This window comes from Achromobacter pulmonis, from assembly GCF_002885955.2.
GTDB classification, from domain to species: Bacteria; Pseudomonadota; Gammaproteobacteria; order Burkholderiales; family Burkholderiaceae_B; genus Achromobacter; species Achromobacter pulmonis_A.
In genome coordinates this window covers 267826-291192 of the sequence record NZ_POQS01000008.1, presented here as the reverse complement: position 1 = coordinate 291192, position 23367 = coordinate 267826, and the positions used below count along the sequence as shown (strand labels likewise).

The window sequence follows — 23367 nt, the reverse complement described above, 5'->3', positions numbered from 1 at the left end:
TGATTTGTCGGAGCGGCCAGCCGCGCGCATCGTTCGGAAGCACCGTTGCGATGCCGCACCGGAAGGCTGCGTGTTGCGCTATACCCGGGGTATAGGCGTCCATGGCGCTCAGTGGATGCTGCCGGGGGAGCACGGTGTGGATCAGGGCCGCTGCGGGCGGAAGGCGGTGTGTTCCGCTATACCCGGGGTATAGGCGACGGTGGAACACCTTGGACATTGCAGAGCAGCTTCCGGGCTGATGACTCTCGACGCCGTGCCGGCTCGCGGGCGTGTCAGGTCGAGCGCAACAGTTCCTGCAGGCGCGCCAGATGAGCTTTCGCGACTTCCGCATCAGCAGGTGTGGCGGGCGGCGGATCGGGCTCTGGTGTCCTGTTGACTGGCGCCGCAGGCGCCTTCTGTGCAGCCCAGGTGCGAAATTCTCCCCGTAAGGCCTTCTGAATGATGCCGAACAGGTAGCCGGTGGGATTGCGGACCGTCGTGGAGGCGCAGCGTGCATCCCATTCGTCCAGCAGGGCTTGCCGCAGATCGTGATCCACTGACTGCATCGCGGCCAGCGCGCCGTTCTGCTGCTCCGCCTTCAGCGCCAGGAAGCGCCTGGGCAACTGCAGTTGCTGACGTTCTTCTTGCGCGCGCGGTACTGTACGTACTTCTTTAATACTTTCTTTTATACGTACTGTACGGTTCGACTTCGGATTCCGAAGTGCGCCGTTTTCCGGGCTTTTCCGGCCTGCTTCGGAATCCGAAGAGAGGTTCGCCAGATTCCGAAGACGGTCGTCGGAGCCGTCTTCGGAATCGTGTTCGCCGCCGCCCTGTGGATAACTCGATGTGCCGTTCCAGCCCTGCGCTGACAGCCGCTGTGACAGAATCTCCAGGCGACTCGGCAGCACTCGGCCGCTGAGCATGGGGTCTTGCGTCAACTCCTGCAGGGTGGTCGCGCCCACGCGCTGGACGGATTTGCTGGCATGCGTCAGTGCCTGGCTGACCAACTCCAGATAATCGGCATCGAGCTGGATGGCTTCGTAAGGGGTGAGCGGTTCGTCGTGCAGGACGTAGAGGTTGCCCTGAATGCGCCCGCTTCTGGGATCACGCCGGCGCCGCACCAGGCTGATCCAGCGCGTCAGTCGCAGCACGGTCAGCGCTCGGGCCACCGTCTCGTGCGATGCCCTCTCGGCACAAGGCATGGAGGCCAGCCAAGGCGCAAGCTGGTCGTAGGTGGGCATGGCGGTGATGCCGTCGTCCGCCAGCATCAGGCGGAACACCTGCCAGCCGTTGCGTTCAAGCGGTGTCAGGCGCCGGTCCAGCAGCAATGCACGCGGCACGCTGTCGTGTCGATTGCCACTATAGAGAAAGCCGTCGGTCGGTGGTGAGACTGCAGATGGGGCCGGCGGCGGCTGTTGAGGTGCCAGTTGGCCGAGCGCCTGCTCGAACAGCTCGCCCAGCCGGACGGGGCCGCGCGTAGGGTGTGGCCCATCCGTCATCAGGTCAGCCCTTCATCGATCCATCCGCGCAAGGCATTCCAGATCACGGACAGAGGCAGCCCAGTGGCCTCGGCGAGATCCGCCGCGACGCCCAGCATTCCCATGTCGTCGTTGCTGTCGACTTCCTGCTCCTTCACTGTCGAGGACCAGCGCTTCCACAGGTCGGTGTCCTGTTCCTCGGTCAATACCGGATGCCGCCCCTTGCGTTTCGGCAGGCCGATGACACTGCGACGCAAGGCGATCTCCTGGTGGGTCAAGCCGAAGAATTTGCTGATCAGCTCCGTGCTGGCGCCCAGGCGCAGTAGCCGATCGATCTTCACCACCTCCTCGGTGACGTCTTCTACCTGGTGCAGCAGACGACGCAGCACATCGCGGTTGACGACTACCGAGCACCACGACACGTTGGCGTTGGCCAGCACGCTGGCCATCGCGGGATGCTTGAGGGCATCCAGATCCTTGTCGTCGAACCCCATCGACTTGGCCCGGCGCAACTGGCCGTTGCGTAGATCATGAAGTGCCTGGGCGATCACTGCCTGGTTAAGTGGGTGAGGTCCGGACATGGCTACGCCTCTCATGATCCGGTGATGGCATGGTCGCCATCGGCGATGCCGGTCTCGATGTCCCTCAAGCGACGGGCAAGCCGCAGCAGGCGGAACAGTTTCACCAGGGCGTTGTCGCTGAGCCTGTGTGGCAAGCCTTGCTGCGCTCCGGTGACTGCCGGGGTACCTTGTAGAAGCGCTCCCAGCATTTCGGTGAGAATCGAAAGATCGATGCTCGTGACCGACTGATCGGTCGCCAAGTAAGGCGTGCTCAGGGCATGCAGCAGTGCCAGCGTCGCCTGGGCGTGCCGATCGGGTGTTGGCTCGGCCTCGGGCTGCCGGCATCGAAAACCGATGCCTTCCTGGCACGCCTCGACCAGGTCTTGCAGAGCGGCTTCGCCGGCAATCTCGCGGGCGAACTGCGCGATATGCGTGCGCAGGCGATCGGGGTCGTCCAGCGCGGGTTCGATGTACCAGACGTCGGTAATCGGATAGAGACTTCCTGCCTGAATCGGGATCGACTGCAAGACGTTGCGCTCGAAATCCGGCAACGTCTCGCCGGTGTGATCCGCGACCAGGCGCTGGATGGATTGCAGCCGCTCGGTTGTGCCGGCTGGCGATACGATGTGCTCCTGCAACAGGGTGGCACGCTGCGCATCGTCGGATTCCTCCGGACCCGGTGCGGGCGGCGCGGCTGTCGGCGCCGAAGGCGTCGTCGATGTCTGCTCCGGTGGCGGGGGCGAGGATGGCTGCCCGGTCGACGCTGTCGATGGCGACGACAGGGATGGTGCTGGCGCGGGAGGTGATTCGGGTTCGCCGGCAGGCTCGCTGCTGAGGACCTGCCAGCGCCGATCCGAGTCGGTAATCTCGAAGAGCAGCGTGTCGTATTCCATGTCGAGCAGATCGGCCATCTGGCCGACCAGTTCGTCCTGGACGCGCTGAACGCTGAAGCCGCCCGCCGCACTGTCGAACAGTGCCAACACGTCCTGGAACAACGTGGGGAAATCGAGGTGGGAGTGGGCCTGGCGATTGCGGGCCGACCAGACTCTGTCGGCGGCGCGCCGCAGGCTGGTCAGTTGCTCGACCTGGTGCCGCCCCAGGCCGGCGTAAAGCACGGTCGGGATGGCGGGCAGCAGATATTGGATGGCCTCTTGCATCCGGCTGATGTGGGGTTGCGGCACGGGATAGCCGTCCGCCTTGAGGCGGCGTGCCAGCTCGGATTGGGACAAGGGTTTGCCGGTTTCCTCTTCATACAGTTCCCGGGCTTTCTGCACGCCCAATGCGCGCTCGATGAACGACAGGCCGCCGTGCAGCTCGTTTTCCGCGAGATGGCCCGTCAAGGAAACTATTTCTCCGCGTTCTGGCCATGGCCGGAACTGGCAGGCAATGCGGAAGAAGCGCTCGTCCCGTGTCTCGCTCCAGAGTTCGCGCAGGATCGCCAGACGCGTATTGCCGCCGTTGCGGATGATGTAGTGATCCGCGCCTGGACGCCGCGTGATGGGCGGGGGAGCGTCGAGTCCGCGTTCGCGAATCGACGCCTTGATGTCGTCGTAAAGCGGGTTGCGGGTGAGGCGCGGATCAAGCTCATACGGCCGCAGTTCATCGAGCGTCACGACCATCGGCGTATCCTCAATCGGATCGCTCAAGCTGCTCGCGACGGGGCCGCTGCGCGTGAAGCCATCGCTCAGGAGCTTGTTTGCAACGTCCTGGGGGGAGATGTCAGGCATGGCCATCTCCTTCCTGCGTAGGAAGCTCCGAGGGTTCGAGCCCACGCTGGGCTCGCCGCAGCATGGCGCGGGCGTTGAGCCCCGCTCGGTGGTCGCTGGCGGTGGCGCTGGTGAAGATCGGTGGCAGGCCCGGCCGGGTGAACTTGAGATGTCCACCTGGGGTACGAACGACCTCCCATCCTTCGCTCAGGGCATACTCGATCAGCGGCAGCAACCGCTTGTGGCCGCGGGCCAGTTCATGGGCGTTCGACATGGGCGAACCTCCCTCCGGCCTTGCCGGTGACCGCTGCGAACCGTTCCTGCCACTGAGGGCATAGCTCATTTGCCAGGCCGCGCACGATCTCCAACGCGGCCAATGCCTGACGGCCCGAAGGCCGTCGATGCTCGACGCGATGAACAGGCAGGCCTCGGGTGGCTGCGCGCGGAAAAGCTTCGATCGCAGGAATTTCAGTGGCCAGTACCTGGATGCTGGCCTGCTCCTGGAAGATCAGGCGTAGCGTCTGCTGGATCAGGCGCGCGTTGGACGAGACGGCGGGGACGCGGTTTATCAGCAACTGCAGTGCGGGCGGTTCAATGCCCAGCTTTCGGTACGGCGTGATGTCCTCGACCAATTGCAGGGTTCCACGCCGCAGTTCGCGTGCAGCCAGGATTTCCGGTGTGACGGGCGACACGGCCTGCTGGGATGCCAGCAGTGCCATTTCCAGCAATACGCTGCGCGCGCCCTGGGTGTCTATGACCACCAGATCGTAGTGCGGCTGGAAGGTTGGCATCAGGTTGCGCAACCGCAGGCGTCCATCTGGGGCGTGCAGCAGCAAGGTATTGAGCTGCCGGTGCTCGTCGTTGGACAGCACCAGATCCAGGTTGTCGATGACTGTGCGCGACACCAGGTTCGCCAGGTCGCGTTCGTTGAAAGCCAGAAGCTCGTAGATGCCGCCCGGTGCGCGATGCTTCAGCTCGTAGTAGGACGACAGGGTTGGCTGCATGTCCAGGTCGAGCAGCAGCACCCGCAGACCTGCGTCGGCGATGAATGCGCCGAGGTTGGCCGCGACGGTGGTCTTGCCCACGCCGCCTTTGGTCGAAATGATGGATACGACCTGCATAGGGCTCTCCTCAGACATCGCTCGGGAGAGCTGGCTGCTGCGCACGGTTCTTGAGACGTTCGGTGATCCACAGATCGATCTCGGTGGAATCCCATCCGACAGCACGAACGCCGAGGCGTAGCGATTGGGGAAACTCACCCTTTTTCATGAGCGAGTAGATATGCGCGCGTTTGAATCCGGATTTGGCCTCGACTTCGTCCAGCCGCAGGATGCGGCGCTCGCCGGGCAGCAGTGCAGTGGGCTGCGACATAGTGGTCACTCCTTAACGCTCAGTGGCGTTTGTTGGGGTGACCTCTATTCAATAGACATGGATGCGGAAAGACATTGCAAATGCAATTTCCGGGGCTGCAGATACAAGCTGGAAAACCTCAAGCAACTACGCTAGCGCTGCCCAGCTTCCTCCGTGCGCTGGCGAACTTGCCGTTCAGCGTGCGCTCGGTGATGCCCATGGTGCCGCCACGATGAGCGATCAACGCACTGACGATGGCCTCCTGGGTGCTGAAGCAAGAGTGCGGCTTGCCCGAAGGAGATCTGCTCAGCATCAGCTCCAACATGCTGCCAATGATGTGCAGGTAGGTGGCCTCCGCACGATCACTGAGAGAACACTGGCCGCAGGCTGGGATTGCCCCAGATTGCTTGAGCAGTTCTTCGTGACGCTCCTTGAGGTTCCGCAGTTCGCGACGACAAAGCTCAAGCTCCGCCTTCATGGCTTGGCGTTCCACCAACATGGCCTGTCCGGCTTCCAGCGTGATGACGGGGTGCGCGATGCGCTCGATGCGACTGAAAAGAAAAGCAGGTCGATGCCCTGGGTAGTGGGTTTGCATCCAGTGTTTGAGATCGAGGTGGCGCACGGTCAACTCATGGGAATCAAGCAGGGATTCATCGTTCAACGTGATGCCGTTTCGACCATAGGGAAGCTCACCGTTGACGATGGCATCGTAGATGCGTTCCGTGCAGAGTCGCAGTTCATCCCATCGGGGGCAATTGAGCGTTCTCGGCAGATTTCTAGGCGACGAGATGGAGGACAGGATTTCTTGCGAGTAACGCCATAATCCTGCCCAGCGTATGGCGGCCTCAATCGGACGATAGAACACCTTTGAAGCTGGCAGCTCTTCATGCATGTCTCCATCTCCTTGCGGGAGCGCTACATCACCGACTCCTCTGCTGCCGATCGACGTATGGTCACGGCATTTGTTGTTTGGCTTCTTGGGCGCACGTTGGCGGGGTATGCCGAAGCATGTTGGGTCCACATGCTCAAGGCCAGTGGCCATTGCCCGCTCGATATGTGAAAATCGCGATGCTTCGACCATCGAGCGATTAGTGACCGCACCTGGTTGCGCTTGTACACGCTTGTCAGCGTCGTCGGCCTTGATTTTTTCATCAAGACTCATTTCGTATCGCGTGTTCTATAAGGGGTCTAACCGACTTGCCTCGGCGCTGCGTCTATGCGGTTTGATTGGTGCTGGCCAGGGGGGAGGCGATGCCGGTGAGACTTCCACGGCATCCTGATAGATCGACATAGCAACTGACTGCCTCGCTCCGCCTTGCGCATGATCAGCTGTGCAAGGCTGAGAGATGCGCACTCAGTTCGCGCACACGTACGCGATGCAGCGGACTGCCTCGGCACGGGGTAGCACGCAGGTGAGCGGATGGTGTTGGCGGCGAGTGGAAATTGGTGGACGGTCTTCGTTGACGACGCCCGAAAACGAGGCTAAAATTGAGGCCTTCGTTGAGACCCTCAGCGAAGAAAAGAGTTGGAAAACATACGCTTAGCGCGTCAGTGCTAGTCCCGTTTCCCGCTCCAAATTATAAAAAGGAAGCAACGGCCTATACCGAGCTTCCTTTTTTCTTGAAATGCTGGCGCAATGGCAGAGTGGTTATGCAGCGGATTGCAAATCCGTGTACGTCGGTTCGATTCCGGCTTGCGCCTCCAGCACCCACAAGGCTCGCAGCGATGCGGGCCTTTTTCTTTTCCCGGGCAGGGAAAGCGGGACATTCACACAGCGCCTCGCGTGTGGCCCTTGGTAGCAAGAGGGATAAAATGTACCTACAATTTGCTTGACCATAAATCAAATCGTACATACGGTTTGATTTATGGAGATCACCTATGACCCCGCCAAGAACGACAAGAACATGGTCGAACGCGGCCTGTCGTTCGAACTGGCTCACGGCTTCGACTGGAACAGCGCACTGGTCATAGAAGATGCCCGCCAGGACTACAGCGAAGTTCGCTATCAAGCCTTGGGTAAGATCGATGAACGCATGTACGTGCTGGTGTTCACCGTACGCGGCGATGCAATCCGCATCATCAGCCTGCGTAGGGCCAACAGCCGAGAGGTAGCCCGCTATGAAAAAGCCCAATCCTGAAATGACCGACAAGGACAGTCCCGAATGGAGCGAGGCGGAGTTTGCTCGCGCCAAGCCGGCCTCCGAGGTGTTGCCCGCCGCGTTTCAGGCAAAACTCGGTCTGCGCCGGCGCGGACCCCAGAAGGCGCCCACCAAGCAGGCGGTCACTATCAGGCTGTCGCCGGAAGTCCTGGACGCGTTCAAGGCGTCCGGGGCCGGTTGGCAGACCCGTGTTGATTCGGCACTGAAAGACTGGCTCAAGACGCATCGGCTTATCTAACCCGGCGCAAGGCGGCGACCTTATGGACCAATCAGTAAAAGACGCTCTCGCCCGCTGGCCCGACGTGCCCGCGGTGTACGGCTGGCTGTCGCTGGACGCCAGGGGCCGCTGGCGGCTGCATCCGCAGGGCCTGTCCGCGCAGGGCGGGCCGGGCGAATCCATTACCAACAGCCAGATCCTGGCGTTCATCAACCGCAATTACGAACATGACGAGGCCGGCCGCTGGTATTTCCAGAACGGCCCGCAGCGCGTGTACCTGCGCCTGGATGCCGCGCCCTACGTGTTGCGGCTCGACGATGAGGCCGGCGCCCTGCTCACCCACACGGACGCCGCGGTCGAGGCGGTGACCGGCTGGCGGCTGGACGATGCCGGCCGGCTTTACGCCATGACGCCGCTGGGCGCGGGCATCGTGCTGGACCGCGACCTGCCGCCGCTGCTGGAAAAGCTGGTCACCGGCGACGGCGCGCCGCTGCTGGAAGCGCTGGACGAGCTGGCGCCCGGCGGCGCGATCCAGGTCGCATGGCCCGGCGCCTATCCGGCCGCGCCGCTGGCGCCGGTCGCGCAGGCCGACGTCGCGCGGGAGCTGGGGTTCGATCCCGATCCCCGGCCGCCCGCGGCCTGAGCGGCGGCTCAGAACATGCCGTTGGCGTTGGCGGACCGCTCGGGGATGGGCTGGACCGCATCCCAGTGCTCGACGATCTTGCCCTGTTCCAGGCGGAAGATATCGATGATGGCGCTGCCGCGCGTGCCGGGTTCGCGCACCGCGTGCACATGCAGGATCACGTAGTCCCCGTCGGTGAAGGCGCGCTTGATCTCGCTTCGGGACTGCGGATACTTGTCGCGCAGAAAGGCGATGAACTTGCGAAAGCCGTCCGGCCCGTCTTCCGCGTTCGGGTTGTGCTGCACATAGCGGTCGCCCACGTATTTCAGCGCCGCCTCGGCATCCTTCTGGTTCAGGCCCTTCTCGTAGAAGGCCAGCACCGCCGCCTTGTTGGCGGCTTCCTGTTCGGCCGACGCATGGGCGACCAATGGCGACAGCGCGGCGGCCAGCAGCGACGCGGCCGCGGCGCGCTTGAGAAACGACAGGGGCAAGGACATGGCAACTCCGGTGTTTGGGGACGACCGTTCCATTCTATGGGCCGCGCGCGGCGCTCAGCCGCGGCGGCTGCCGTACAGCGCGAATTTGCCGTCGCCCAGCAGCGCCAGCGCGGCGGCCGCCACGGTCAGGAAGACCGGGTATTCCCAGCCGCCGCCCGGGTTGCCGGAGCTCCAGCCGTTGCCGAAATGCACGGTCGAGGCCACCAATAGCTGCACCGCGGCGATGGCGGCGATCCAGCGCGGCACCACGCCCAGGATCAGCAGCACGCCCGCGCCGATCTCGAAGAAGGTCACCGGATAGGCCAGCCAGCCGGCGAAGCCGATCTTGGCGAAGAACTGGGCCGTGCCGGGCAGCGTGAACACCAGCAGCTTGGTCAGGCCATGGGCCAGAAACATGGCGCCTAGCGCCAAGCGCAGCAGCAGCGCGGCATAAGGCGCGGTACGGGTATCAACCATTGCACTCTCCTGGAGCGATCATTCGGGAGCGCTATTCTTGCGATTCCAAAAACAATGATAAAGATGGAGAATCGCAAATTATTGTTCCTCGATAGGAAACAATCTTGGACACGCATACCGCCATGCAGACCTACGCCAAGGTGGTGGAACTGGGCTCGTTCGCGGCGGCGGCCGACAAGCTGGGGCTGGCCCGTTCCGTCGTCACGCGCCAGATCGCCTACCTGGAGCAGCGCTACGGCGTGCGGCTGCTGAACCGCACGACCCGCAAGCTCAGCATGACCGACGCCGGCCGCGCGTTCTACGAGCGCGTGCGCCCCATCCTGGCCGAAGTGGCGGACCTGGAGCAGTCGCTGCAGGCCGAGGGCCAGCGTCCCAGCGGCCGGCTGCGCGTCAGCGCGCCGGTGTCCTTCGGCATCCTGCACCTGGGCCCGGCCATCGCCGAATACCTGCAGCGCTATCCCGACGTGGTCATCGACCTGGACCTGAACGACCGCGTTGTCGACCTGGTGGAAGACGGCTTCGACGTGGCGGTGCGCATCGGCCCGCTGCTGGACTCTTCGCTGGTGGCGCGTCCGCTGGCGCCGCAGCAGCTGCTGGTGTGCGCGGCCCCGTCCTATCTGGCGCGCCACGGCACGCCGCAAAGCCCGGAAGAACTCAGGCAGCATCGCTGCCTGCACTACGCCTACGCCAGCACCGGCAACGAATGGCATTTCGAGAAGGACGGCGTGACCCATCTGGTGCGCGTGAACGCCGCGCTGCGCGCCAATAACGGCGACGTGCTGCGCACCGCGGCGCTGGCCGGGCACGGCATCATCCTGCAGCCCGACTTCCTGGTGGGCGAAGACGTGCGCGCCGGACGGCTGGTGGCGCTGCTGACCGACTACGCGCACACCCCGATCTCCATGTACGCGCTCTACCCGCACCGGCGCTTTCTGTCGCCCAAGGTGCGGTCCTTCGTCGAGCACCTGGAAGCGCGCTACGGGGCGGCGCCCCCGCCCGCGCCGGGCCGGCGCGCCAGTCCCCGCCGCAGCCGGTAGAATCCTACCCATGACCGCCAAATCGCCCATCGAATACTTCCCCGCGCCGCGCCGTTCGCATTTCTGCAGCCAATGCGGCTCGCCCGTCAATCGCCGGGTGCCCGAGGGCGACAACCGCGAACGCGACATCTGCGACCACTGCGGGGCCATCCACTACCAGAACCCCCGCCTCGTGGTCGGCACCGTGCCGGTCTGGGAAAACCGCGTGCTGCTGTGCCGGCGCGCGATCGAGCCGCGCTACAACACCTGGACGCTGCCCGCCGGCTTCATGGAACTGGGCGAAAGCACGGCGCAGGGCGCCGCGCGCGAAACGCTGGAAGAAGCCGGCGCCCGCATCCAGCTGGGCGAGCTCTACACCGTCATCGACCTGCCGCAGATCGACCAGGTGCACGTGTTCTACCTGGCCCAGGCCCTGTCGCCCGACCTGGACCCCGGCCCCGAGAGCCTGGAAGCGCGCTACTACGAAGAATCCGAAATCCCCTGGGACGACCTGGCGTTCCGCACCGTGGCCACCACACTGCGCCACTATTTCGAGGACCGCAAGTCCGGCGTGTTCTCGCCTCACCACTACACCCTAGAATCGCACCGTTGAAACTGCCCTGGCTCGCCGTCGATACGCCGTTCCCGCCTGCCGAGTTCGCGCTGACGGACCCCGACGGCCTGCTGGCCGCGGGCGCGGACCTGTCCATCCCGCGGCTGATCCAGGCTTACTCCAACGGCATCTTCCCGTGGTATTCGGAAGGCGAGCCCATTCTGTGGTGGAGCCCCGATCCGCGCATGGTGCTGGCGGTCAGGGATTTCGCGCCCTCGCACTCGCTGCGCAAGCTGCTGCGCAGGCTCGCGCGCGAGGAGGCCGCGGGCCAGGCCCGCGTGCAGGTGCGCGTGGACACCGCATTCGAGCGCGTCATGGCCGCCTGCGCCGCGCCGCGCGACGGCCAGCCCGGCACCTGGATCACCGGCGCGATGCAGCAGGCCTACCGCGCCTGGCACGAGGCCGGCTACGTGCACAGCATCGAAACCTGGATCGATGGCGAACTGGCCGGCGGCCTGTATGGCATCAGCCTGGGCCGCATGTTCTTCGGCGAATCCATGTTCGCCCGCCGCCCCGACGCCTCCAAGGTGGCGCTGGCCTACCTGGTGCGCTACCTGGCCGCGCACGGCGTGCAGCGCATCGACTGCCAGCAGCAGACCCGCCACCTGGCGAGCCTGGGCGCGCGCCCGATCTCGCGCGTCGCGTTCCTGCAGCATGTGCGCGGCGCCACCGCGCAGCCCGGGCCGCCGTGGACGCGCGGCACGCTCGACAGCGCCGGACGCCTGCATCCGGACGGCGCCTGCGGACCGGGGAACGGCGTTACTATGTAGCCGTCCCGTCGCGGACTCGCCGCCGTCTTCCGGGATCGCCATGAGCCAGCTTAAAGAACTTCCCTTCTCGACCCTGCAGTTCTACGCAACCGCTCCCTACCCCTGCAGCTATCTGCCTGGCCGCCAGGCCCGCTCGCAGGTCGCCGCGCCCGGTCACCTGATCAACGCGGGCACGTACTCGCAGCTGGTGGAACAGGGCTTTCGCCGCAGCGGGCTGTTCACCTACCGCCCCCATTGCGACAACTGTCAGGCCTGCATTCCGGTGCGGGTGGACGCGGCCGGCTTCGCGCCCAACCGCAGCCAGCGCCGCGCCTGGCGCGCGCACCAGGACCTGCAGTCCTTCGTCGCCGAACTGGCCTGGTCGCCCGAGCACTACCGGCTCTATACGCGCTACCAGCAAGGCCGCCATCCCGGCGGCGGTATGGACGAGGACAGCCGCACCCAGTATGCGCAATTCCTGCTCACCAGCCGCGTCAATACCCGGCTGGTGGAATTCCGCAGCCCCGAGGGCGAGCTGGTCATGGTGTCCATCATCGACGTGCTGGACGACGGCCTGTCCTCGGTCTACACGTTCTACGACCCGGACCACCCCGGCAGCCTCGGCACCTACAGCATCCTGTGGCAGGTCGAGCAATGCCGCATCCTGAACCTGCCCTGGCTCTACCTGGGCTACTGGATCGCCGCCAGCCGCAAGATGTCCTACAAGTCGAATTTCCATCCCGCGCAGTTCCTGGTCGACGGCGCCTGGCGCGACCAGCCCGAACCGCCGGCCGCCTGATCCCGGCGGCGGGCGCAGGGCCGGCCGAATTCGCTCTACAATTCCGCCCCATGTCTATTCTCTTCCACGCCTATCCCCTGGCCCGCCCGGCGCTGTTCGCCATGGACGCGGAAACCGCCCACGAAGTCACTTTGTCGGGCCTGCAGCGCGCCTATGACTGCGGCGCCACGCGCAAGCTGCTGCATGCGCAGCCCAAGGCGCCGTGCACGCTGATGGGGATGCAGCTGGCCAACCCGATCGGGCTGGCCGCGGGGCTGGACAAGAACGGCGCCTATATCGACGCGCTCGGGAACCTGGGATTCGGCTTCATCGAAGTGGGCACGGTCACGCCGCGCGCCCAGCCCGGCAATCCCAAGCCGCGCATGTTCCGGCTGCCGCGCGCCAACGCGCTCATCAACCGGCTGGGCTTCAACAACCAGGGCCTGCCGGCCTTCCTGGCCAACGTGCAGCGCAGCACCTGGCGCACCCAGGGCGGCATCCTGGGCCTGAACATCGGCAAGAATGCCGACACCCCGATAGAACGCGCGGCCGACGACTACCTGATCGGCCTGGAAGGCGTGTATCCGCACGCGGACTACGTGACGGTCAATATCTCGTCGCCCAACACCAAGAACCTGCGCGCGCTGCAGGGCGGCGACGAACTGTCGGCGCTGCTGGCGCAGCTGGCCGACAAGCGCAAGGCGCTGGAAGACCGGCACCAGCGCCGCGTGCCGATGGCGGTGAAGATCGCCCCGGACCTCACGCAGGAACAGATCGACGCCATCGCCGACGCCCTGCCGCGCCACGGCATCGACGGCGTCATCGCCACCAACACCACGCTCTCGCGCGACGCGGTCGCCGGCCAGCCGCATGCCGAAGAAGCCGGCGGCCTGTCGGGCGCGCCGGTGCACGAGCTGTCGCTGGCGGTCATCCGCCGGCTCAAGCAGCAATTGGGAAGCAGCCTGGCCATCATCGGGGTGGGCGGGGTGATGTCGGGCCGCCAGGCCCGCGAGAAGCTGGAAGCCGGCGCCGATGCGGTGCAGCTCTATACCGGCCTGATCTACCGCGGCCCGGCCCTGGTGGGCGAATGCGTGCGGGCGGTGGCCCGCTGACCGGGAAAAAAAAGGGGCCACCCATCGGGTGGCCCTAATTCCAGCTCTGCTCTGTCACTCAACAGTACTACATTACTGCGGTTTGCGCACTAGCGGTTTGCGCGCCGGTGCGCGCGCCAAAGGCTCAGGCGGCGCTGCGGCGGCTGCGGCTGGCGACCTTGTTGGCGGCCTCGGCAGCGTCGGTGGCGGCCTTGAACGTGGCGTTGGCGGCGGCGTTCAGGTTCGACTCGGCGACTTCGGCGGCCTGCTTGGCGGCCTTGCTCATCGAATCGTAGGCGCTGGTCGCGGTGGCCAGCGAGGACTTGATCAGGGCGACGGCGCTTTCGGAACCGGTCGGGGCGTTCTTGGAGAACTGGTCGACCACTTCGCTCAGCTGTTGCTGGCTTTCGGCGATCTGTTCTTCGGTCAGCTTGACCAGGCTGCCTTGCACGCCGGCGACGATGTCGTACACGTGCTTGGTGTAGGCCATGGCCTTTTCGGCGCCCGGCTGCAGCAGGCCCGAGGCGAAAGCAGCGGCTTCCTGCGGGTCCTTCAGTTCGGCGGCTTGCTGCGACTTCTGGGCGACTTCGTCCAGGGTGGCCTTGACGACCTTCAGGTTCAGCTCGACCAGCTTTTCGAAACCGGCGAACACAGCCGATTGAGCGGCCACGAGGGTGTTGATGTTGGCCTTTTGACGGTCCAGGACTTGTTGCGGAATGGCGCTCATAGAATGCTCCTTGGGAGGTAGCCGGGGGGCGATCCGGCAAATAAGGATTGGTTGTCTGCGACGAAGGGGTAAACGTGCGCGGAAACTGGTACTACAAGCTACCGCCGGCTCGTTTGATGCACTGCACAATTGCCATTCTAGGCTGGGAAAAAAACTTGTCAAGGAGTTTTTGTGCGGTGCAATAAATGATTGCACTTTCCCGGCGAGGCCCCGCGGACCGGCGTTTGATCCAAGACAAACAGCCCCCCGCTTGGGGAAAAACCGGACGTGACGGCGTATCAATTCTTTTCTACACTGCTTTCACGCCGCTGAAAAAACCATAATCGACAAGTCAGCCGGCAATAACTAAATCGCAGCAAGCAAAACCCTGCAACTGGAGACTCCATGACCCTCATTCCCCGCACGCTGTCGGCCCTGCTCGCCGCAAGCGCCATGCTCGCTGCCGGCGCAGCCCAGGCGGAATACCCGGATCGCCCCGTCAATATGGTGGTGCCTTTCGCCGCAGGCGGCCCGACGGACAACGTCGCGCGCTCGCTGGCCGAGGCCATGCGGACCGCGCTGGGCCAGACAGTCGTGGTCGAAAACAAGGGCGGCGCCGGCGGCACGATCGGCACCACCCAGGTGGCGCGCGCGCAGCCCGACGGCTATTCCGTCCTGCTGATGCACGCCGGTTTTTCGACGGCGCCGTCGCTGTACAAGAACCCCGGGTATGACCCCTACAAGAGCTTCGAGCCCATCGGCCTGGTGGTCGACGTGCCGATGACCATCATCGCGCGCTCGGACTTCCCGCCCAACAACATCCAGGAACTGGCCGACTACGTCAAAAAGAACAAGGACAAGGTCTCGCTGGCCAACGCCGGTATCGGCGCCGCCAGCCACCTGTGCGGCACCATGCTGGTCGAAGCGCTGGGCGTGCAGCTGCTGACCATCCCGTACAAGGGCACCGCGCCGGCCATGAACGACCTGCTGGGCAAGCAGGTGGACCTGCTCTGCGACCAGACCACCAACACCACGCAGCAGATCGACAGCGGCAAGGTCAAGGCCTACGCTGTCACCAGCCTGAAGCGCGTGCCCACGCTGCCCAAGCTGCCGACCATGGACGAGTCCGGCTACAAGGGCTTCGAAGTCGGCATCTGGCATGGCATGTGGGTGCCGAAGGGCACGCCCAAGCCGGTCGTGGACAAGCTGGTCAAGAGCCTGCAGGCCGGCCTGGCCGACCCCAAGTTCCAGGAACGCATGAAGCAGCTGGGCGCCACGGTCCTGACGGCCGAAGCCAACCCGCAGGCGCTGGAAGCCAAGGTCAAGCAGCAGGTCCCGCAATGGGCCGAGCTGTTCAAGAAGGCCGGCGTCGAAGCGCAATAAGGCCGCCTCGCCCGCTCAGGCGGATGCAAAAAAGAAAAGCCCCGCGGGGCTTTTCTTTTTGGGCGCGGGACGGTCAGCCCCTGAGCGCCTCGGCCGCCATGCCCAGCCCGTTGAAGCTGGCGGACACCGACGGCTCGTAGCCCAGCGCCTCGGAGATGCTGGCGGCGGTGTCCACCAGCGCCTTGATCCATTCGTCCTGCAGGCGTTCGGCCGGCGCCGAGATCGACAGCCCGGCCACCAGCTTGCCGGTGTCGTCGAATATGCCCGCGGCGATGCAGCGCACGCCCAGTTCGAGCTCTTCGTTGTCGCGCGCATAGCCGTGGCGGCGCACCAGCGCCAGCTCGCGCTCCAGGCGGTCCAGGTCGGTGATGCTGTTGCGCGTGTGGCCGGCCAGCCCGGTGCGCAGCGCGTAGGCGCGCACCAGGCGCGCATCGCCGGTGGACAGGAACAGCTTGCCGGTGGAGGTCAGGTGCAGCGGCGCGCGTCCGCCGATGGCGCGCACCACCTGCATGCCCGAGCGCTCGCTCCAGGCGCGGTCGATGTACACGATCTCGTCGCCCTGCTGCACCGACAGGTTGATGGTCTGCCCGGTCAGCTTGTGCAGCGAACGCATGGCGGAGATGGCCGCCTCGCGCACGTTCAGGCGCCCCTTGACCAGCGAACCCAGCTCCAGCAGGCGCATGCCCAGCTGGTACAGGCCGTTGTCGACCCGCTCGACGTACCGGCCGACCACCAGATCGTTGAGGATGCGGTGCGCGGTGGACGCGTGCAGGCCCGTGGTGGCGGACAATTCCTTGAGCGTCACGGGGTCCGGCTGCGCGGCCAGGGCGTCGAGCAGGCGCATGGCGCGCTCGATCACCTGGATGGCGATGGGATGGGCGGAAGCGCCTTCGGTTTCGGCGTCCAGGGGATTGCGGGAGGGCGAAAGACGGGCCATGGGATGATGTGGGTCTGCGCCGCAGGCGAACTGCTTGCGGCGACGCAACAAACATTTCTATCCCGTATTGTGAAATTTACCAGCCTGTTTGGCAATGGATTTTTCGTAAATAAAACGGGGCCACACCTTATCCGCCTGCCGGCCATCAGACGCCGGCCGGCGCTTCCAGCTTGCCGCCCAGGCGCAGGACCTCGGCCCGCAGGAAGGCCAGGGCCTCGGCCGCGCCCTCGGGCTCGCCCTTCACGCCCAGCTCGATATGCGGGGCGCCGCCCGTCTCGCCGACGCTGGGCAGGCTGAAGGCGCGCACGCCCGGCCAGCGCGTTTCCACGCTGACCATGGCCGGCGTGATGCGCGACTCCGGCATGCCGAACACCAGGAAGGAATGCTCGGCGTGGACGCGCACATGCTGCAGCGCACGATAACGGGTGTCCAGCGTCCATTCCAGCATCGGCCAGGCCATGACGGGAAAGCCGGGCACGAAGGTATGGTCGCGGATGAAGAAGCCCGGAATCCGGTTGTAGGGGTTGGGCACGATCTCGCAGCCCTGCGGGAACACGCCCATCTGCAGGCGCTGCTGGTTCTCGGGCGCGCTCATGTCGGCCGTGCCCTGCCCTTTGGCGGCCAGCTCGGCGGTGCGCTGGGCGATGGCCTGCTCGGCCTCGGGATGCAGCGCCAGCGGCAGGTCCAGCGCGGCGGCCGCCGCCTGCCGGGTGTGGTCGTCCGGCGTGCCGCCGATGCCGCCGCAGGAGAACACCACGTCGCCCGAGGCGAAGCTGCGGCGGTACGCCGCCGTCAGCGTGTCGCGGTCGTCGGGCAGGATCTCGGTCCAGCCCAGCTGCATGCCGCGCGCGCCCAGCAGCTCGACGACTTTGGAAAAATGCTTGTCCTGACGGCGGCCCGAGAGGATTTCATCCCCCACGATGATGAGGCCGATGCGGCGGGCGGCGGGTTCTGCGGCCATGTACGGTTCCAGAGTGGTGAGAAGAATGACGCCTCAGGCGTCGATGACGCGGTCCTGGCGCAGGCGCTTGAGCGCCTCCAGTCCGTAGTGCGCGTAGACCAGGGCCGAGAACACCGGCAGGATGATCCACGCCGGCGGCAACAGGTTCAGCAGCGAGCAGATCAGCCCGATGGTCCAGAAGCCGCCGTTGTTGCGTTCCAGGATGAGCTTGCGCTCGGCCGGGCTGGCATGTTCGACGATGGCGTCCACGCGCATCATGCGCGAAAACGCGAAGGCCCACCAGAAGATGGACAGCACCACCGCCATCGGCGGCACCAGCCACAGCGGCAAGGTCAGCGTCCAGCCCACGGCGAAGGCGACCGACACCCACACCGCGTTCCAGACGCTGACCGCGGTGGAAAACTTGCCCTGCCGGCTGACCGACGCGTACTCGCGCTGGCCCACGTGGCGCAGCACCAGCGGCATGACGAAGACGGCGGCGATGGCCAGCCCCAGGATGCCCGAGACCGGCAGCAGGATGGCCGCGGCGATGACCGGGATCAGATAGATCTTGAGCGAGAACAGGCCGACGGCGACCAGCCATTCGTCGACCCGGTTGACCACGTCCCAGTGCGAGACCTCGGCGCGCAGCCAATCGGTCAGCGGCGTCCAGAACAGCCACAGCAGCAGGAAGGCGCCCACCAGCGCGATCAGGAAAGGCAGCAGGACCGCGAACAGCATCGTCGGGTGGCATTGCGACACCAGCGCGCGCTTGAACGCCTGGCCCACGTTGGCCGCGCCCGCGCCGGCGCTGGAAAGACGGTCCTGCTCGGGCGTGGGGGAATCGGTGCGCATAACGGTCATGGCGTGGACAAAGAGGCGGTGGACATCCCGGGTATGATAGTCAAACACGCCTCGATCTGCCCACATGTCTCTACTCGTACCCGATACCGATCAGGCCGCGCTGCGGGCGCGCCTGGCCTCGTCGCCCGACACCTGGCTGGTCGCCTGTTTCTGCGCGGCCTGGTGCGATACCTGCGAACAGTACAAGCCCAAGCTGCAGGCGCTGGCCCAGGCCATGCCGCAACACGTCTTCGCATGGATAGACATCGAAGACCACGCGGAGCTGCTGGGCGAGGAAGACGTGGAGAACTTCCCCACGCTGCTGGTGCAGATCGGCCCGCGCGTGGTGTTCTACGGACCCATGCTGCCGCACATCGGCCATCTCGAGCGCCTGCTCGAAAGCCTGGACGAAAACAGCGCGACGGTGCAGACGGCGCTGCCCGACCTGCCGCGGCTGCTTGCTGCCTGAAGCGCCCGTCCATAAAAAAACCGCAAGGCCTCGCATCGAGGGCTTGCGGTTTTTTCATGGGTGGACTCAGGGCTTGCGGCTGCCGCCCAGCAGCACGGCGAGCTGCCGCTTGGGCGCCGACGGGTTGCTCTTGGGCGCGGCGGGCGCTTCGGCCGGCGCCGACGGCGCCGAGGGCTCGTAGGGCTTGAGGAAGAAATCGTCCACCGGCTGGCGCGGCGCGCCGGCGTAGCTGGAGCGGCGATCGCCCGAACGGCCGCGTTCGCCGCGGCCTTCGCGCGAGGACGAGCCGCCGCGGCGGTCGTCGCTGCGGCGGTGGCTGCGCGCCACCAGGTCGGCCGGCACGTCCAGCGTGCCGCGCGGCACTTCGCGCTTGATCAGCTTTTCGATGTCGAGCAGGAAGCGTTCTTCGTCGGGCGTGAACAGCGCGATGGCCTCGCCCGAGGCGCCGGCGCGGCCGGTGCGGCCGATGCGGTGCACGTAGTCTTCGGCGTTGTACGGCAGGTCGTAGTTGATGACGCAGGGCACGCCGGCCACGTCCAGGCCGCGCGCGGCCACGTCGGTGGCCACCAGCACTTCCAGCTCGCCGGCCTTGAAGGCTTCCAGCGCCTTCATGCGGTCGGCCTGGGTCTTGTCGCCGTGGATCGATTCGGCCTTGACGCCGTCGCGCTCCAGTTCGCGCGCCAGGCGCGCGGTGCCGATCTTGGTGTTCGAGAACACGATGACCTGCTTCAGTCCGCGCGACTTCACCAGATGCACGACGGCGGCGCGCTTGGCGTCGCTGGGCATCTTGTAGGCGATCTGCGTGATCGTCGCGGCGGTGGCGTTGCGCGCGGCGACTTCGATTTCGACCGGATGGTTCAGGTAGGAACGGCCGAGCTTGCGGATCTCGTTGCTGAACGTGGCGGAGAACAGCAGGCCCTGGCGCTGCGCGGGCAGCAGCCGGATGATGCGTTCGAGGTCGGGCAGAAAGCCCATGTCCAGCATGCGGTCGGCTTCGTCCAGCACCAGGATGCCGACCTGGCTGAGATTCACGTTCTTCTGCTCGACGTGGTCGAGCAGGCGGCCCGGCGTGGCCACCAGCACTTCGCAGCCGCGGCGCAGGGCTTCTTTCTGCGGCCCGATGTCCACGCCGCCGAACACCACCGCGCTGCGCAGCGGCGTCTGCTTGCTGTAGCGCTTGACGCTTTCGTACACCTGGTCCGCGAGTTCGCGCGTGGGCGTGAGGATCAGCGCGCGCACCGGATGGCGCGCGGGCGATGCGCTGGTGTTGGCCAGCGGCATGAGGCGGTGCAGGATGGGCAGCGTGAAGGCCGCCGTCTTGCCTGTGCCGGTCTGCGCCGCGCCCATGACGTCGCGCCCTTCCACCACTACGGGGATGGCCTGGGCCTGGATGGGCGTGGGAGTCGTGTAGCCGGTTTCGGCGATGGACTGCAACAGCAGGGGATGCAGCCCGAAGTCGGCGAACGTCGGCGCGGGCGCTTCGGAGGCGGGTGCTACGGGTTGAGTGGATTCAGTCATCAGGGTTAGGCAGATACCGGGACCAATGAAAAAGAACAAAACGAGAGTGCTGCACGCACTGCCCTGCATATGCATCGGGACAGCCCGAACACGCGCCATGTGAGTCCTGCCCTTGCAGGCCAGGCGGCGCGTTCTGGATTCGATACCTATGAGGGCAGTACCAGGCCCGGATTGCTGTGTATCGGCTGATTTTAGCGCAGCCGGATTACGCCGCTGTCAAACCGGCTTTCGAAAGCCGTTACAAGGCCCCTGCGCGGCCGGATGCAAGCGTCCGGCAGGCAGGCCGGAAGCGTCCACCTGATGGACGCCCGGAACGGAACGGCCGTCAACCCGCCAGCCAGCGCAGGCCCCACAGGGCCAGCATGCCGACGATGATGACCAGCACCGCGCTGCGGGTGCGCAGGAACACCAGCACCGCCAGCACGCCGGCCACCAGCTTGTAGTCGAACACCGGGCCCAGCCCGGCCTTCCAGGGCAGCAGGTCGGGCACGATGATGGCGGTCAGGGCGGCCGCGGGCGCGTAGCGCAGCGCCCGCCGCACGCCTTCGGGCAGCGGGATGTAGTCGCCGAACAGCATGAAGCCGGCGCGGGTCAGCACGCTGCACAGCGCCAGTAGCAGGATGGCGGAATAGACGTAGATCTCGGAAGGCCAGAGGGTCATGCGCGGCCCTTGAAGAAGCGTTCCGCCCAGATGCCGGCGACCACGCCGGCCACGACGGCGGCCGCCAGGCCCAGGCGCAGCGGCAGCGCCTGGCCGACCCAGGCGACCACGCCGGCGGCCAGCATGGAGACCAGCATGGGACGCGAGTTGGCCAGCGGCACCGTGATCGCCAGCAGCGCCAGCACCGCCGCGAAGTCCAGCGACCAGGCGGCGGGCACCATCGTGCCCAGGTAGATGCCGATGATGGAAGACCCCTGCCACACGAACCAGCCCGGCGTGATGACGCCGATGAAGTACCAGAGCTGCTCGCGCGTGCCGCGCTCGGCGGCGTCGCCATAGCGCGGCATGAACAGCACGAAGCCCATGTCGGTGGTGAAATAGCCCAGGCCCAGCCGCTTGGGCCAGGAAAGATGGCGGAAATAAGGCTGCAGGGCCGCGCCGAAGATCAGGAACCGCAGGTTGACCACGCAGCCGGCGGCGAAGATCAGCCACAGTGGCGCGCCGGTGGCGATCAGCGGCAGCGAGGTCAGCTGGGCCGAGCCCGCGTACAGCAGCAGCGTCATGGCCAGCGCCATGGATTCGGTCAGGCCGGATTTGACCATCGCCACGCCGGTGACCAGGCCCCAGGTGGCCGTGGCGATCAGGGCCGGCACGATGGCGTGGACGCCGGCACGGAAGGCGGTGACGCGTTCCCGCCGGTGCACGGCCGGGTCTTCGGTTTCGGAAAGCGCAGATTCAGAGGACAACGGCAGCCCCCTGGCGATTCGGACAGGACGACATGGAAACTCTAAGGAAAGGAACGCACGACAACCCGTTCGCCCGCCGGCGGCACAATGCGCTGGCGGCGCCGCGCCAGGGCGCGGAATAGGCGCGTATTGTACCCTCGCTGCTTGATACAATATGCGCCTCTATAGAGGAGCAGACGGGAAGCAGACCCGGGGAGAAGACCATGTCGATGGCAGACCGCGACGGATTCATCTGGTATGACGGCAAACTCGTCCCGTGGCGGGACGCAACCACGCACGTCCTGACCCATTCCCTGCACTACGGCCTGTCGGTATTCGAAGGCGTGCGCGCCTACCGCTCCGAGATCGGCACCGCCATCTTCCGCCTCGAAGACCACACCAACCGTCTGTTCAACTCGGCGCACATCTACCAGATCCCCATGCCTTTCGATCGCGACACGATCAATGAGGCCCAGCGGACGGTGGTGCGCGAAAACCAGCTCGAATCCGGCTATCTGCGCCCCCTGGTGTTCTACGGTCCGGAAAAAATGGGCGTGTCCCCCAAGGGCGCGCGCGTGCACGTGGCCATCGCCGCCTGGCCCTGGGGCGCCTACCTGGGCGAAGAAGCCCTGTCGCAGGGCATCCGGGTCAAGGTGTCGTCCTATGCGCGCCAGCACGTGAACGTCACCATGCCGCGCGCCAAGGTGGCCACCACCTACGCCAATTCCATCCTCGCCAACACCGAGGCCCTGCAGGACGGCTACGACGAAGCCCTGCTGCTGGATACCGAGGGTTTCGTGGCCGAGGGTTCGGGCGAGAATCTTTTCATCGTCAAGGACGGCGTGCTCTGCGAGCCCGAGATCGCCTCCGCCCTGACCGGCATCACCCGCAGCACCATCCACGCGCTGGCGGCCGACTTCGGCCTGCGCGTGGTCACCAAGCGCCTGACCCGCGACGACGTCTACATTGCCGACGAGGCCTTTTTCACCGGCACCGCCGCCGAAGTCACGCCCATCCGCGAGGTGGACAACCGCCAGATCGGCTCCGGCCGGCGCGGCCCCATCACCGAACAGCTGCAGAAAGCGTTTTTTGACATGGTGAATGGACGCAACCCGAAGTACCATCACTGGCTGAGCAAAGTCTGATCCCAGCGGCCCGGCCCGCGATCGGGCCGCGCCATCGCCACAACCTGCCGTTTACCGGTTTTTTTATTCAGGAATATCCATGACCGCTGCTGCCCCGGCCGCCGTCCCCCACTCCCACGAAGTCATCGAAGTCGGCGCCGAAGACCTGCCCGTTTTCTGCCCCGGCCCCAAGGCGCCGCTCTGGAGCATGCACCCGCGCGTCTTCCTGGACGTGGCCCGCACCGGTTCGGCCAGCTGCGCCTATTGCGGCGCCCAGTACCGCCTGAAGCCCGGCACCGTGCTGCACGGCCACGGGCACTGAGCCGGCCTTACAACGCATACCCGTTTCCGTCACCATGTTCGCCACGCCCGAAGAAGCAGAACACGCGTTCTACGAAGCCCTGGAACAGGCGGACAGCGTTCGCCTGATGCAGATCTGGGCCGACGACGAAGAGGTCGTCTGCATCCATCCGGGAGGCCTGCGCATCGTCGGGCACTCGGCGGTGCAGGAGTCGTGGCAGCAGGTGCTGGCCAACGGCCCCCTGCACATCCGCCCGCTGCGCCCGCTGGTCATGCAAAGCATGATGTGCGCGGTGCACGTGCTGGTCGAACAGGTGGCGATGCGCACCCGGGAAGGCACGCAATTCGCCAATTGCTACGCCACCAACATCTACCACAAGGGCCCCACGGGGTGGCGCATGGTCATGCACCACGCTTCGCCGGCGCCCACGGAAGCCGGGGTGCTCGACCTGCACGACGTACCCGACATGCTGCATTGACCGGGGTGGAT

At 65.7% G+C, this 23367-nt stretch carries 29 protein-coding genes and 1 tRNA gene; 14 read left to right on the top strand and 16 right to left on the bottom strand.

The genetic code is table 11. The features are described 5' to 3' along the window. Nucleotides 1-272: 272 nt before the first annotated feature. The 7 genes from C1I89_RS27865 to C1I89_RS27835 form a co-directional block, all read right to left on the bottom strand. On the bottom strand, nt 273-1478 hold the full coding sequence (locus tag C1I89_RS27865) for an STY4528 family pathogenicity island replication protein (protein WP_003296449.1): 1206 nt from the start codon (nt 1476-1478) through the stop codon (nt 273-275). Next, entirely contained in the window at nt 1478-2038 is a 561-nt protein-coding gene (locus C1I89_RS27860) for a DUF2857 domain-containing protein (RefSeq protein WP_003296448.1), read from the bottom strand. Before C1I89_RS27860 ends, C1I89_RS27865 begins: the two co-directional genes overlap by 1 nt. 11 nt (nt 2039-2049) lie before the next feature. Beyond that, nucleotides 2050-3744: a ParB family protein gene (locus tag C1I89_RS27855; RefSeq protein ID WP_003296447.1), complete on the bottom strand. Its 1695-nt coding sequence runs from the start codon at nt 3742-3744 to the stop codon at nt 2050-2052. Beyond that, the gene (locus C1I89_RS27850; RefSeq protein WP_003296446.1) at nt 3737-3997 is read right to left on the bottom strand and encodes a type II toxin-antitoxin system HicA family toxin; all 261 of its coding nucleotides are present in this window, start codon (nt 3995-3997) and stop codon (nt 3737-3739) included. The genes C1I89_RS27855 and C1I89_RS27850 overlap by 8 nt, the downstream gene beginning before the upstream one ends. Beyond that, nucleotides 3981-4844, bottom strand: a complete 864-nt coding sequence (locus C1I89_RS27845; protein ID WP_003296445.1) for a ParA family protein — start codon at nt 4842-4844, stop codon at nt 3981-3983. The genes C1I89_RS27850 and C1I89_RS27845 overlap by 17 nt, the downstream gene beginning before the upstream one ends. A gap of 10 nt (nt 4845-4854) precedes the next feature. Then, entirely contained in the window at nt 4855-5094 is a 240-nt protein-coding gene (locus C1I89_RS27840; protein ID WP_003296444.1) for an AlpA family transcriptional regulator, read from the bottom strand. 118 nt (nt 5095-5212) lie between these two features. Further along, nucleotides 5213-6235, bottom strand: coding sequence for a hypothetical protein (locus tag C1I89_RS27835; protein WP_434757985.1), 1023 nt, complete (start codon nt 6233-6235; stop codon nt 5213-5215). Nucleotides 6236-6703: 468 nt separating this feature from the next. Between C1I89_RS27835 and C1I89_RS27830 the strand changes: the two genes are divergently transcribed. From C1I89_RS27830 to C1I89_RS27815, 4 genes are all read left to right on the top strand, one after another. Next, a tRNA-Cys gene (locus C1I89_RS27830) sits at nt 6704-6777 on the top strand. A 161-nt stretch (nt 6778-6938) separates the two neighbouring features. Then, nucleotides 6939-7211, top strand: a complete 273-nt coding sequence (locus C1I89_RS27825; protein WP_102775610.1) for a BrnT family toxin — start codon at nt 6939-6941, stop codon at nt 7209-7211. Next, on the top strand, nt 7192-7470 hold the full coding sequence (locus C1I89_RS27820) for a BrnA antitoxin family protein (RefSeq protein ID WP_102775609.1): 279 nt from the start codon (nt 7192-7194) through the stop codon (nt 7468-7470). Before C1I89_RS27825 ends, C1I89_RS27820 begins: the two co-directional genes overlap by 20 nt. Before the next feature lie 22 nt (nt 7471-7492). Continuing rightward, on the top strand, nt 7493-8092 hold the full coding sequence (locus C1I89_RS27815) for a DUF2946 family protein (protein ID WP_102775608.1): 600 nt from the start codon (nt 7493-7495) through the stop codon (nt 8090-8092). Between the two features lie 8 nt (nt 8093-8100). Here the strand turns inward: C1I89_RS27815 and C1I89_RS27810 are convergent, their stop codons facing one another. Both C1I89_RS27810 and C1I89_RS27805 read right to left on the bottom strand, forming a co-directional pair. Further along, nucleotides 8101-8568, bottom strand: a complete 468-nt coding sequence (locus tag C1I89_RS27810; RefSeq protein ID WP_181391072.1) for a nuclear transport factor 2 family protein — start codon at nt 8566-8568, stop codon at nt 8101-8103. Between the two features lie 54 nt (nt 8569-8622). After that, a complete protein-coding gene (locus C1I89_RS27805; RefSeq protein WP_102775607.1) occupies nt 8623-9024 on the bottom strand; it encodes a DoxX family protein in 402 nt (133 codons plus the stop codon). 104 nt (nt 9025-9128) lie between these two features. Here C1I89_RS27805 and C1I89_RS27800 point away from each other — a divergent pair, with 104 nt between their 5' ends. The 5 genes from C1I89_RS27800 to C1I89_RS27780 are packed head-to-tail and all read left to right on the top strand — an operon-like array spanning nt 9129 to nt 13292. Next, a complete protein-coding gene (locus C1I89_RS27800) occupies nt 9129-10061 on the top strand; it encodes a LysR family transcriptional regulator (RefSeq protein ID WP_181391071.1) in 933 nt (310 codons plus the stop codon). 10 nt (nt 10062-10071) lie between these two features. Further along, complete coding sequence (locus C1I89_RS27795) at nt 10072-10653, top strand: NUDIX hydrolase (RefSeq protein ID WP_102775606.1); 582 nt, start codon at nt 10072-10074, stop codon at nt 10651-10653. After that, nucleotides 10650-11423 (top strand): leucyl/phenylalanyl-tRNA--protein transferase, encoded by a 774-nt coding sequence (gene aat, locus C1I89_RS27790; RefSeq protein ID WP_102775605.1) that lies wholly within the window; start codon nt 10650-10652, stop codon nt 11421-11423. The genes C1I89_RS27795 and aat overlap by 4 nt, the downstream gene beginning before the upstream one ends. Nucleotides 11424-11463: 40 nt before the next feature. Continuing rightward, entirely contained in the window at nt 11464-12201 is a 738-nt protein-coding gene (locus C1I89_RS27785) for an arginyltransferase (RefSeq protein ID WP_102775604.1), read from the top strand. A 50-nt stretch (nt 12202-12251) separates the two neighbouring features. Beyond that, a complete protein-coding gene (locus C1I89_RS27780; protein WP_102775603.1) occupies nt 12252-13292 on the top strand; it encodes a quinone-dependent dihydroorotate dehydrogenase in 1041 nt (346 codons plus the stop codon). Between the two features lie 124 nt (nt 13293-13416). Here the strand turns inward: C1I89_RS27780 and C1I89_RS27775 are convergent, their stop codons facing one another. Then, nucleotides 13417-13998, bottom strand: a complete 582-nt coding sequence (locus C1I89_RS27775; protein WP_102775602.1) for a phasin family protein — start codon at nt 13996-13998, stop codon at nt 13417-13419. A 384-nt stretch (nt 13999-14382) separates the two neighbouring features. Here C1I89_RS27775 and C1I89_RS27770 point away from each other — a divergent pair, with 384 nt between their 5' ends. Beyond that, nucleotides 14383-15360 (top strand): tripartite tricarboxylate transporter substrate binding protein BugD, encoded by a 978-nt coding sequence (locus C1I89_RS27770; protein ID WP_102775601.1) that lies wholly within the window; start codon nt 14383-14385, stop codon nt 15358-15360. A gap of 73 nt (nt 15361-15433) precedes the next feature. On the opposite strand, the gene C1I89_RS27765 is transcribed toward C1I89_RS27770, so the two are convergent. From C1I89_RS27765 to C1I89_RS27755, 3 genes are all read right to left on the bottom strand, one after another. Beyond that, nucleotides 15434-16297 (bottom strand): IclR family transcriptional regulator, encoded by an 864-nt coding sequence (locus C1I89_RS27765; protein WP_102775600.1) that lies wholly within the window; start codon nt 16295-16297, stop codon nt 15434-15436. Between the two features lie 145 nt (nt 16298-16442). Then, the gene (locus C1I89_RS27760) at nt 16443-17258 is read right to left on the bottom strand and encodes a competence/damage-inducible protein A (protein ID WP_102775599.1); all 816 of its coding nucleotides are present in this window, start codon (nt 17256-17258) and stop codon (nt 16443-16445) included. A 33-nt stretch (nt 17259-17291) separates the two neighbouring features. Further along, nucleotides 17292-18101, bottom strand: coding sequence for an EI24 domain-containing protein (locus C1I89_RS27755; protein ID WP_102775598.1), 810 nt, complete (start codon nt 18099-18101; stop codon nt 17292-17294). Between the two features lie 64 nt (nt 18102-18165). Here C1I89_RS27755 and C1I89_RS27750 point away from each other — a divergent pair, with 64 nt between their 5' ends. Next, nucleotides 18166-18549, top strand: a complete 384-nt coding sequence (locus C1I89_RS27750; RefSeq protein WP_102775597.1) for a thioredoxin family protein — start codon at nt 18166-18168, stop codon at nt 18547-18549. 66 nt (nt 18550-18615) lie between these two features. On the opposite strand, the gene C1I89_RS27745 is transcribed toward C1I89_RS27750, so the two are convergent. The 3 genes from C1I89_RS27745 to C1I89_RS27735 all read right to left on the bottom strand — a co-directional run bounded on the left by C1I89_RS27745 (nt 18616) and on the right by C1I89_RS27735 (nt 21474). Continuing rightward, entirely contained in the window at nt 18616-20067 is a 1452-nt protein-coding gene (locus C1I89_RS27745) for a DEAD/DEAH box helicase (RefSeq protein WP_102775596.1), read from the bottom strand. 325 nt (nt 20068-20392) lie between these two features. Next, the gene (locus C1I89_RS27740; protein ID WP_102775595.1) at nt 20393-20728 is read right to left on the bottom strand and encodes an AzlD domain-containing protein; all 336 of its coding nucleotides are present in this window, start codon (nt 20726-20728) and stop codon (nt 20393-20395) included. Next, a complete protein-coding gene (locus C1I89_RS27735; RefSeq protein WP_168202235.1) occupies nt 20725-21474 on the bottom strand; it encodes an AzlC family ABC transporter permease in 750 nt (249 codons plus the stop codon). The genes C1I89_RS27740 and C1I89_RS27735 overlap by 4 nt, the downstream gene beginning before the upstream one ends. A gap of 203 nt (nt 21475-21677) precedes the next feature. Here C1I89_RS27735 and C1I89_RS27730 point away from each other — a divergent pair, with 203 nt between their 5' ends. From C1I89_RS27730 to C1I89_RS27720, 3 genes are all read left to right on the top strand, one after another. After that, complete coding sequence (locus C1I89_RS27730; RefSeq protein WP_102775593.1) at nt 21678-22598, top strand: branched-chain amino acid transaminase; 921 nt, start codon at nt 21678-21680, stop codon at nt 22596-22598. Between the two features lie 79 nt (nt 22599-22677). Then, entirely contained in the window at nt 22678-22899 is a 222-nt protein-coding gene (locus C1I89_RS27725; protein ID WP_102775592.1) for a zinc-finger domain-containing protein, read from the top strand. Nucleotides 22900-22933: 34 nt separating this feature from the next. Next, the gene (locus C1I89_RS27720; protein ID WP_102775591.1) at nt 22934-23356 is read left to right on the top strand and encodes a YybH family protein; all 423 of its coding nucleotides are present in this window, start codon (nt 22934-22936) and stop codon (nt 23354-23356) included. Nucleotides 23357-23367: the final 11 nt, after the last annotated feature.

Coding starts and splice junctions, on each gene's coding strand:
- C1I89_RS27805 (WP_102775607.1), bottom strand. CDS start 9,024: ATGGTTGATACCCGTACCGCGCCTTATGCCGCGCTGCTGCTGCGCTTG.
- C1I89_RS27740 (WP_102775595.1), bottom strand. CDS start 20,728: ATGACCCTCTGGCCTTCCGAGATCTACGTCTATTCCGCCATCCTGCTA.
- C1I89_RS27860 (WP_003296448.1), bottom strand. CDS start 2,038: ATGTCCGGACCTCACCCACTTAACCAGGCAGTGATCGCCCAGGCACTT.
- C1I89_RS27850 (WP_003296446.1), bottom strand. CDS start 3,997: ATGTCGAACGCCCATGAACTGGCCCGCGGCCACAAGCGGTTGCTGCCG.
- C1I89_RS27865 (WP_003296449.1), bottom strand. CDS start 1,478: ATGACGGATGGGCCACACCCTACGCGCGGCCCCGTCCGGCTGGGCGAG.
- C1I89_RS27755 (WP_102775598.1), bottom strand. CDS start 18,101: ATGACCGTTATGCGCACCGATTCCCCCACGCCCGAGCAGGACCGTCTT.
- C1I89_RS27840 (WP_003296444.1), bottom strand. CDS start 5,094: ATGTCGCAGCCCACTGCACTGCTGCCCGGCGAGCGCCGCATCCTGCGG.
- C1I89_RS27765 (WP_102775600.1), bottom strand. CDS start 16,297: ATGGCCCGTCTTTCGCCCTCCCGCAATCCCCTGGACGCCGAAACCGAA.
- C1I89_RS27780 (WP_102775603.1), top strand. CDS start 12,252: ATGTCTATTCTCTTCCACGCCTATCCCCTGGCCCGCCCGGCGCTGTTC.
- C1I89_RS27855 (WP_003296447.1), bottom strand. CDS start 3,744: ATGCCTGACATCTCCCCCCAGGACGTTGCAAACAAGCTCCTGAGCGAT.
- C1I89_RS27845 (WP_003296445.1), bottom strand. CDS start 4,844: ATGCAGGTCGTATCCATCATTTCGACCAAAGGCGGCGTGGGCAAGACC.
- C1I89_RS27775 (WP_102775602.1), bottom strand. CDS start 13,998: ATGAGCGCCATTCCGCAACAAGTCCTGGACCGTCAAAAGGCCAACATC.
- C1I89_RS27785 (WP_102775604.1), top strand. CDS start 11,464: ATGAGCCAGCTTAAAGAACTTCCCTTCTCGACCCTGCAGTTCTACGCA.
- C1I89_RS27825 (WP_102775610.1), top strand. CDS start 6,939: ATGGAGATCACCTATGACCCCGCCAAGAACGACAAGAACATGGTCGAA.
- C1I89_RS27815 (WP_102775608.1), top strand. CDS start 7,493: ATGGACCAATCAGTAAAAGACGCTCTCGCCCGCTGGCCCGACGTGCCC.
- C1I89_RS27820 (WP_102775609.1), top strand. CDS start 7,192: ATGAAAAAGCCCAATCCTGAAATGACCGACAAGGACAGTCCCGAATGG.
- C1I89_RS27810 (WP_181391072.1), bottom strand. CDS start 8,568: ATGTCCTTGCCCCTGTCGTTTCTCAAGCGCGCCGCGGCCGCGTCGCTG.
- C1I89_RS27795 (WP_102775606.1), top strand. CDS start 10,072: ATGACCGCCAAATCGCCCATCGAATACTTCCCCGCGCCGCGCCGTTCG.
- C1I89_RS27750 (WP_102775597.1), top strand. CDS start 18,166: ATGTCTCTACTCGTACCCGATACCGATCAGGCCGCGCTGCGGGCGCGC.
- C1I89_RS27720 (WP_102775591.1), top strand. CDS start 22,934: ATGTTCGCCACGCCCGAAGAAGCAGAACACGCGTTCTACGAAGCCCTG.
- C1I89_RS27730 (WP_102775593.1), top strand. CDS start 21,678: ATGTCGATGGCAGACCGCGACGGATTCATCTGGTATGACGGCAAACTC.
- C1I89_RS27770 (WP_102775601.1), top strand. CDS start 14,383: ATGACCCTCATTCCCCGCACGCTGTCGGCCCTGCTCGCCGCAAGCGCC.
- C1I89_RS27835 (WP_434757985.1), bottom strand. CDS start 6,235: ATGAGTCTTGATGAAAAAATCAAGGCCGACGACGCTGACAAGCGTGTA.
- C1I89_RS27725 (WP_102775592.1), top strand. CDS start 22,678: ATGACCGCTGCTGCCCCGGCCGCCGTCCCCCACTCCCACGAAGTCATC.
- C1I89_RS27760 (WP_102775599.1), bottom strand. CDS start 17,258: ATGGCCGCAGAACCCGCCGCCCGCCGCATCGGCCTCATCATCGTGGGG.
- C1I89_RS27745 (WP_102775596.1), bottom strand. CDS start 20,067: ATGACTGAATCCACTCAACCCGTAGCACCCGCCTCCGAAGCGCCCGCG.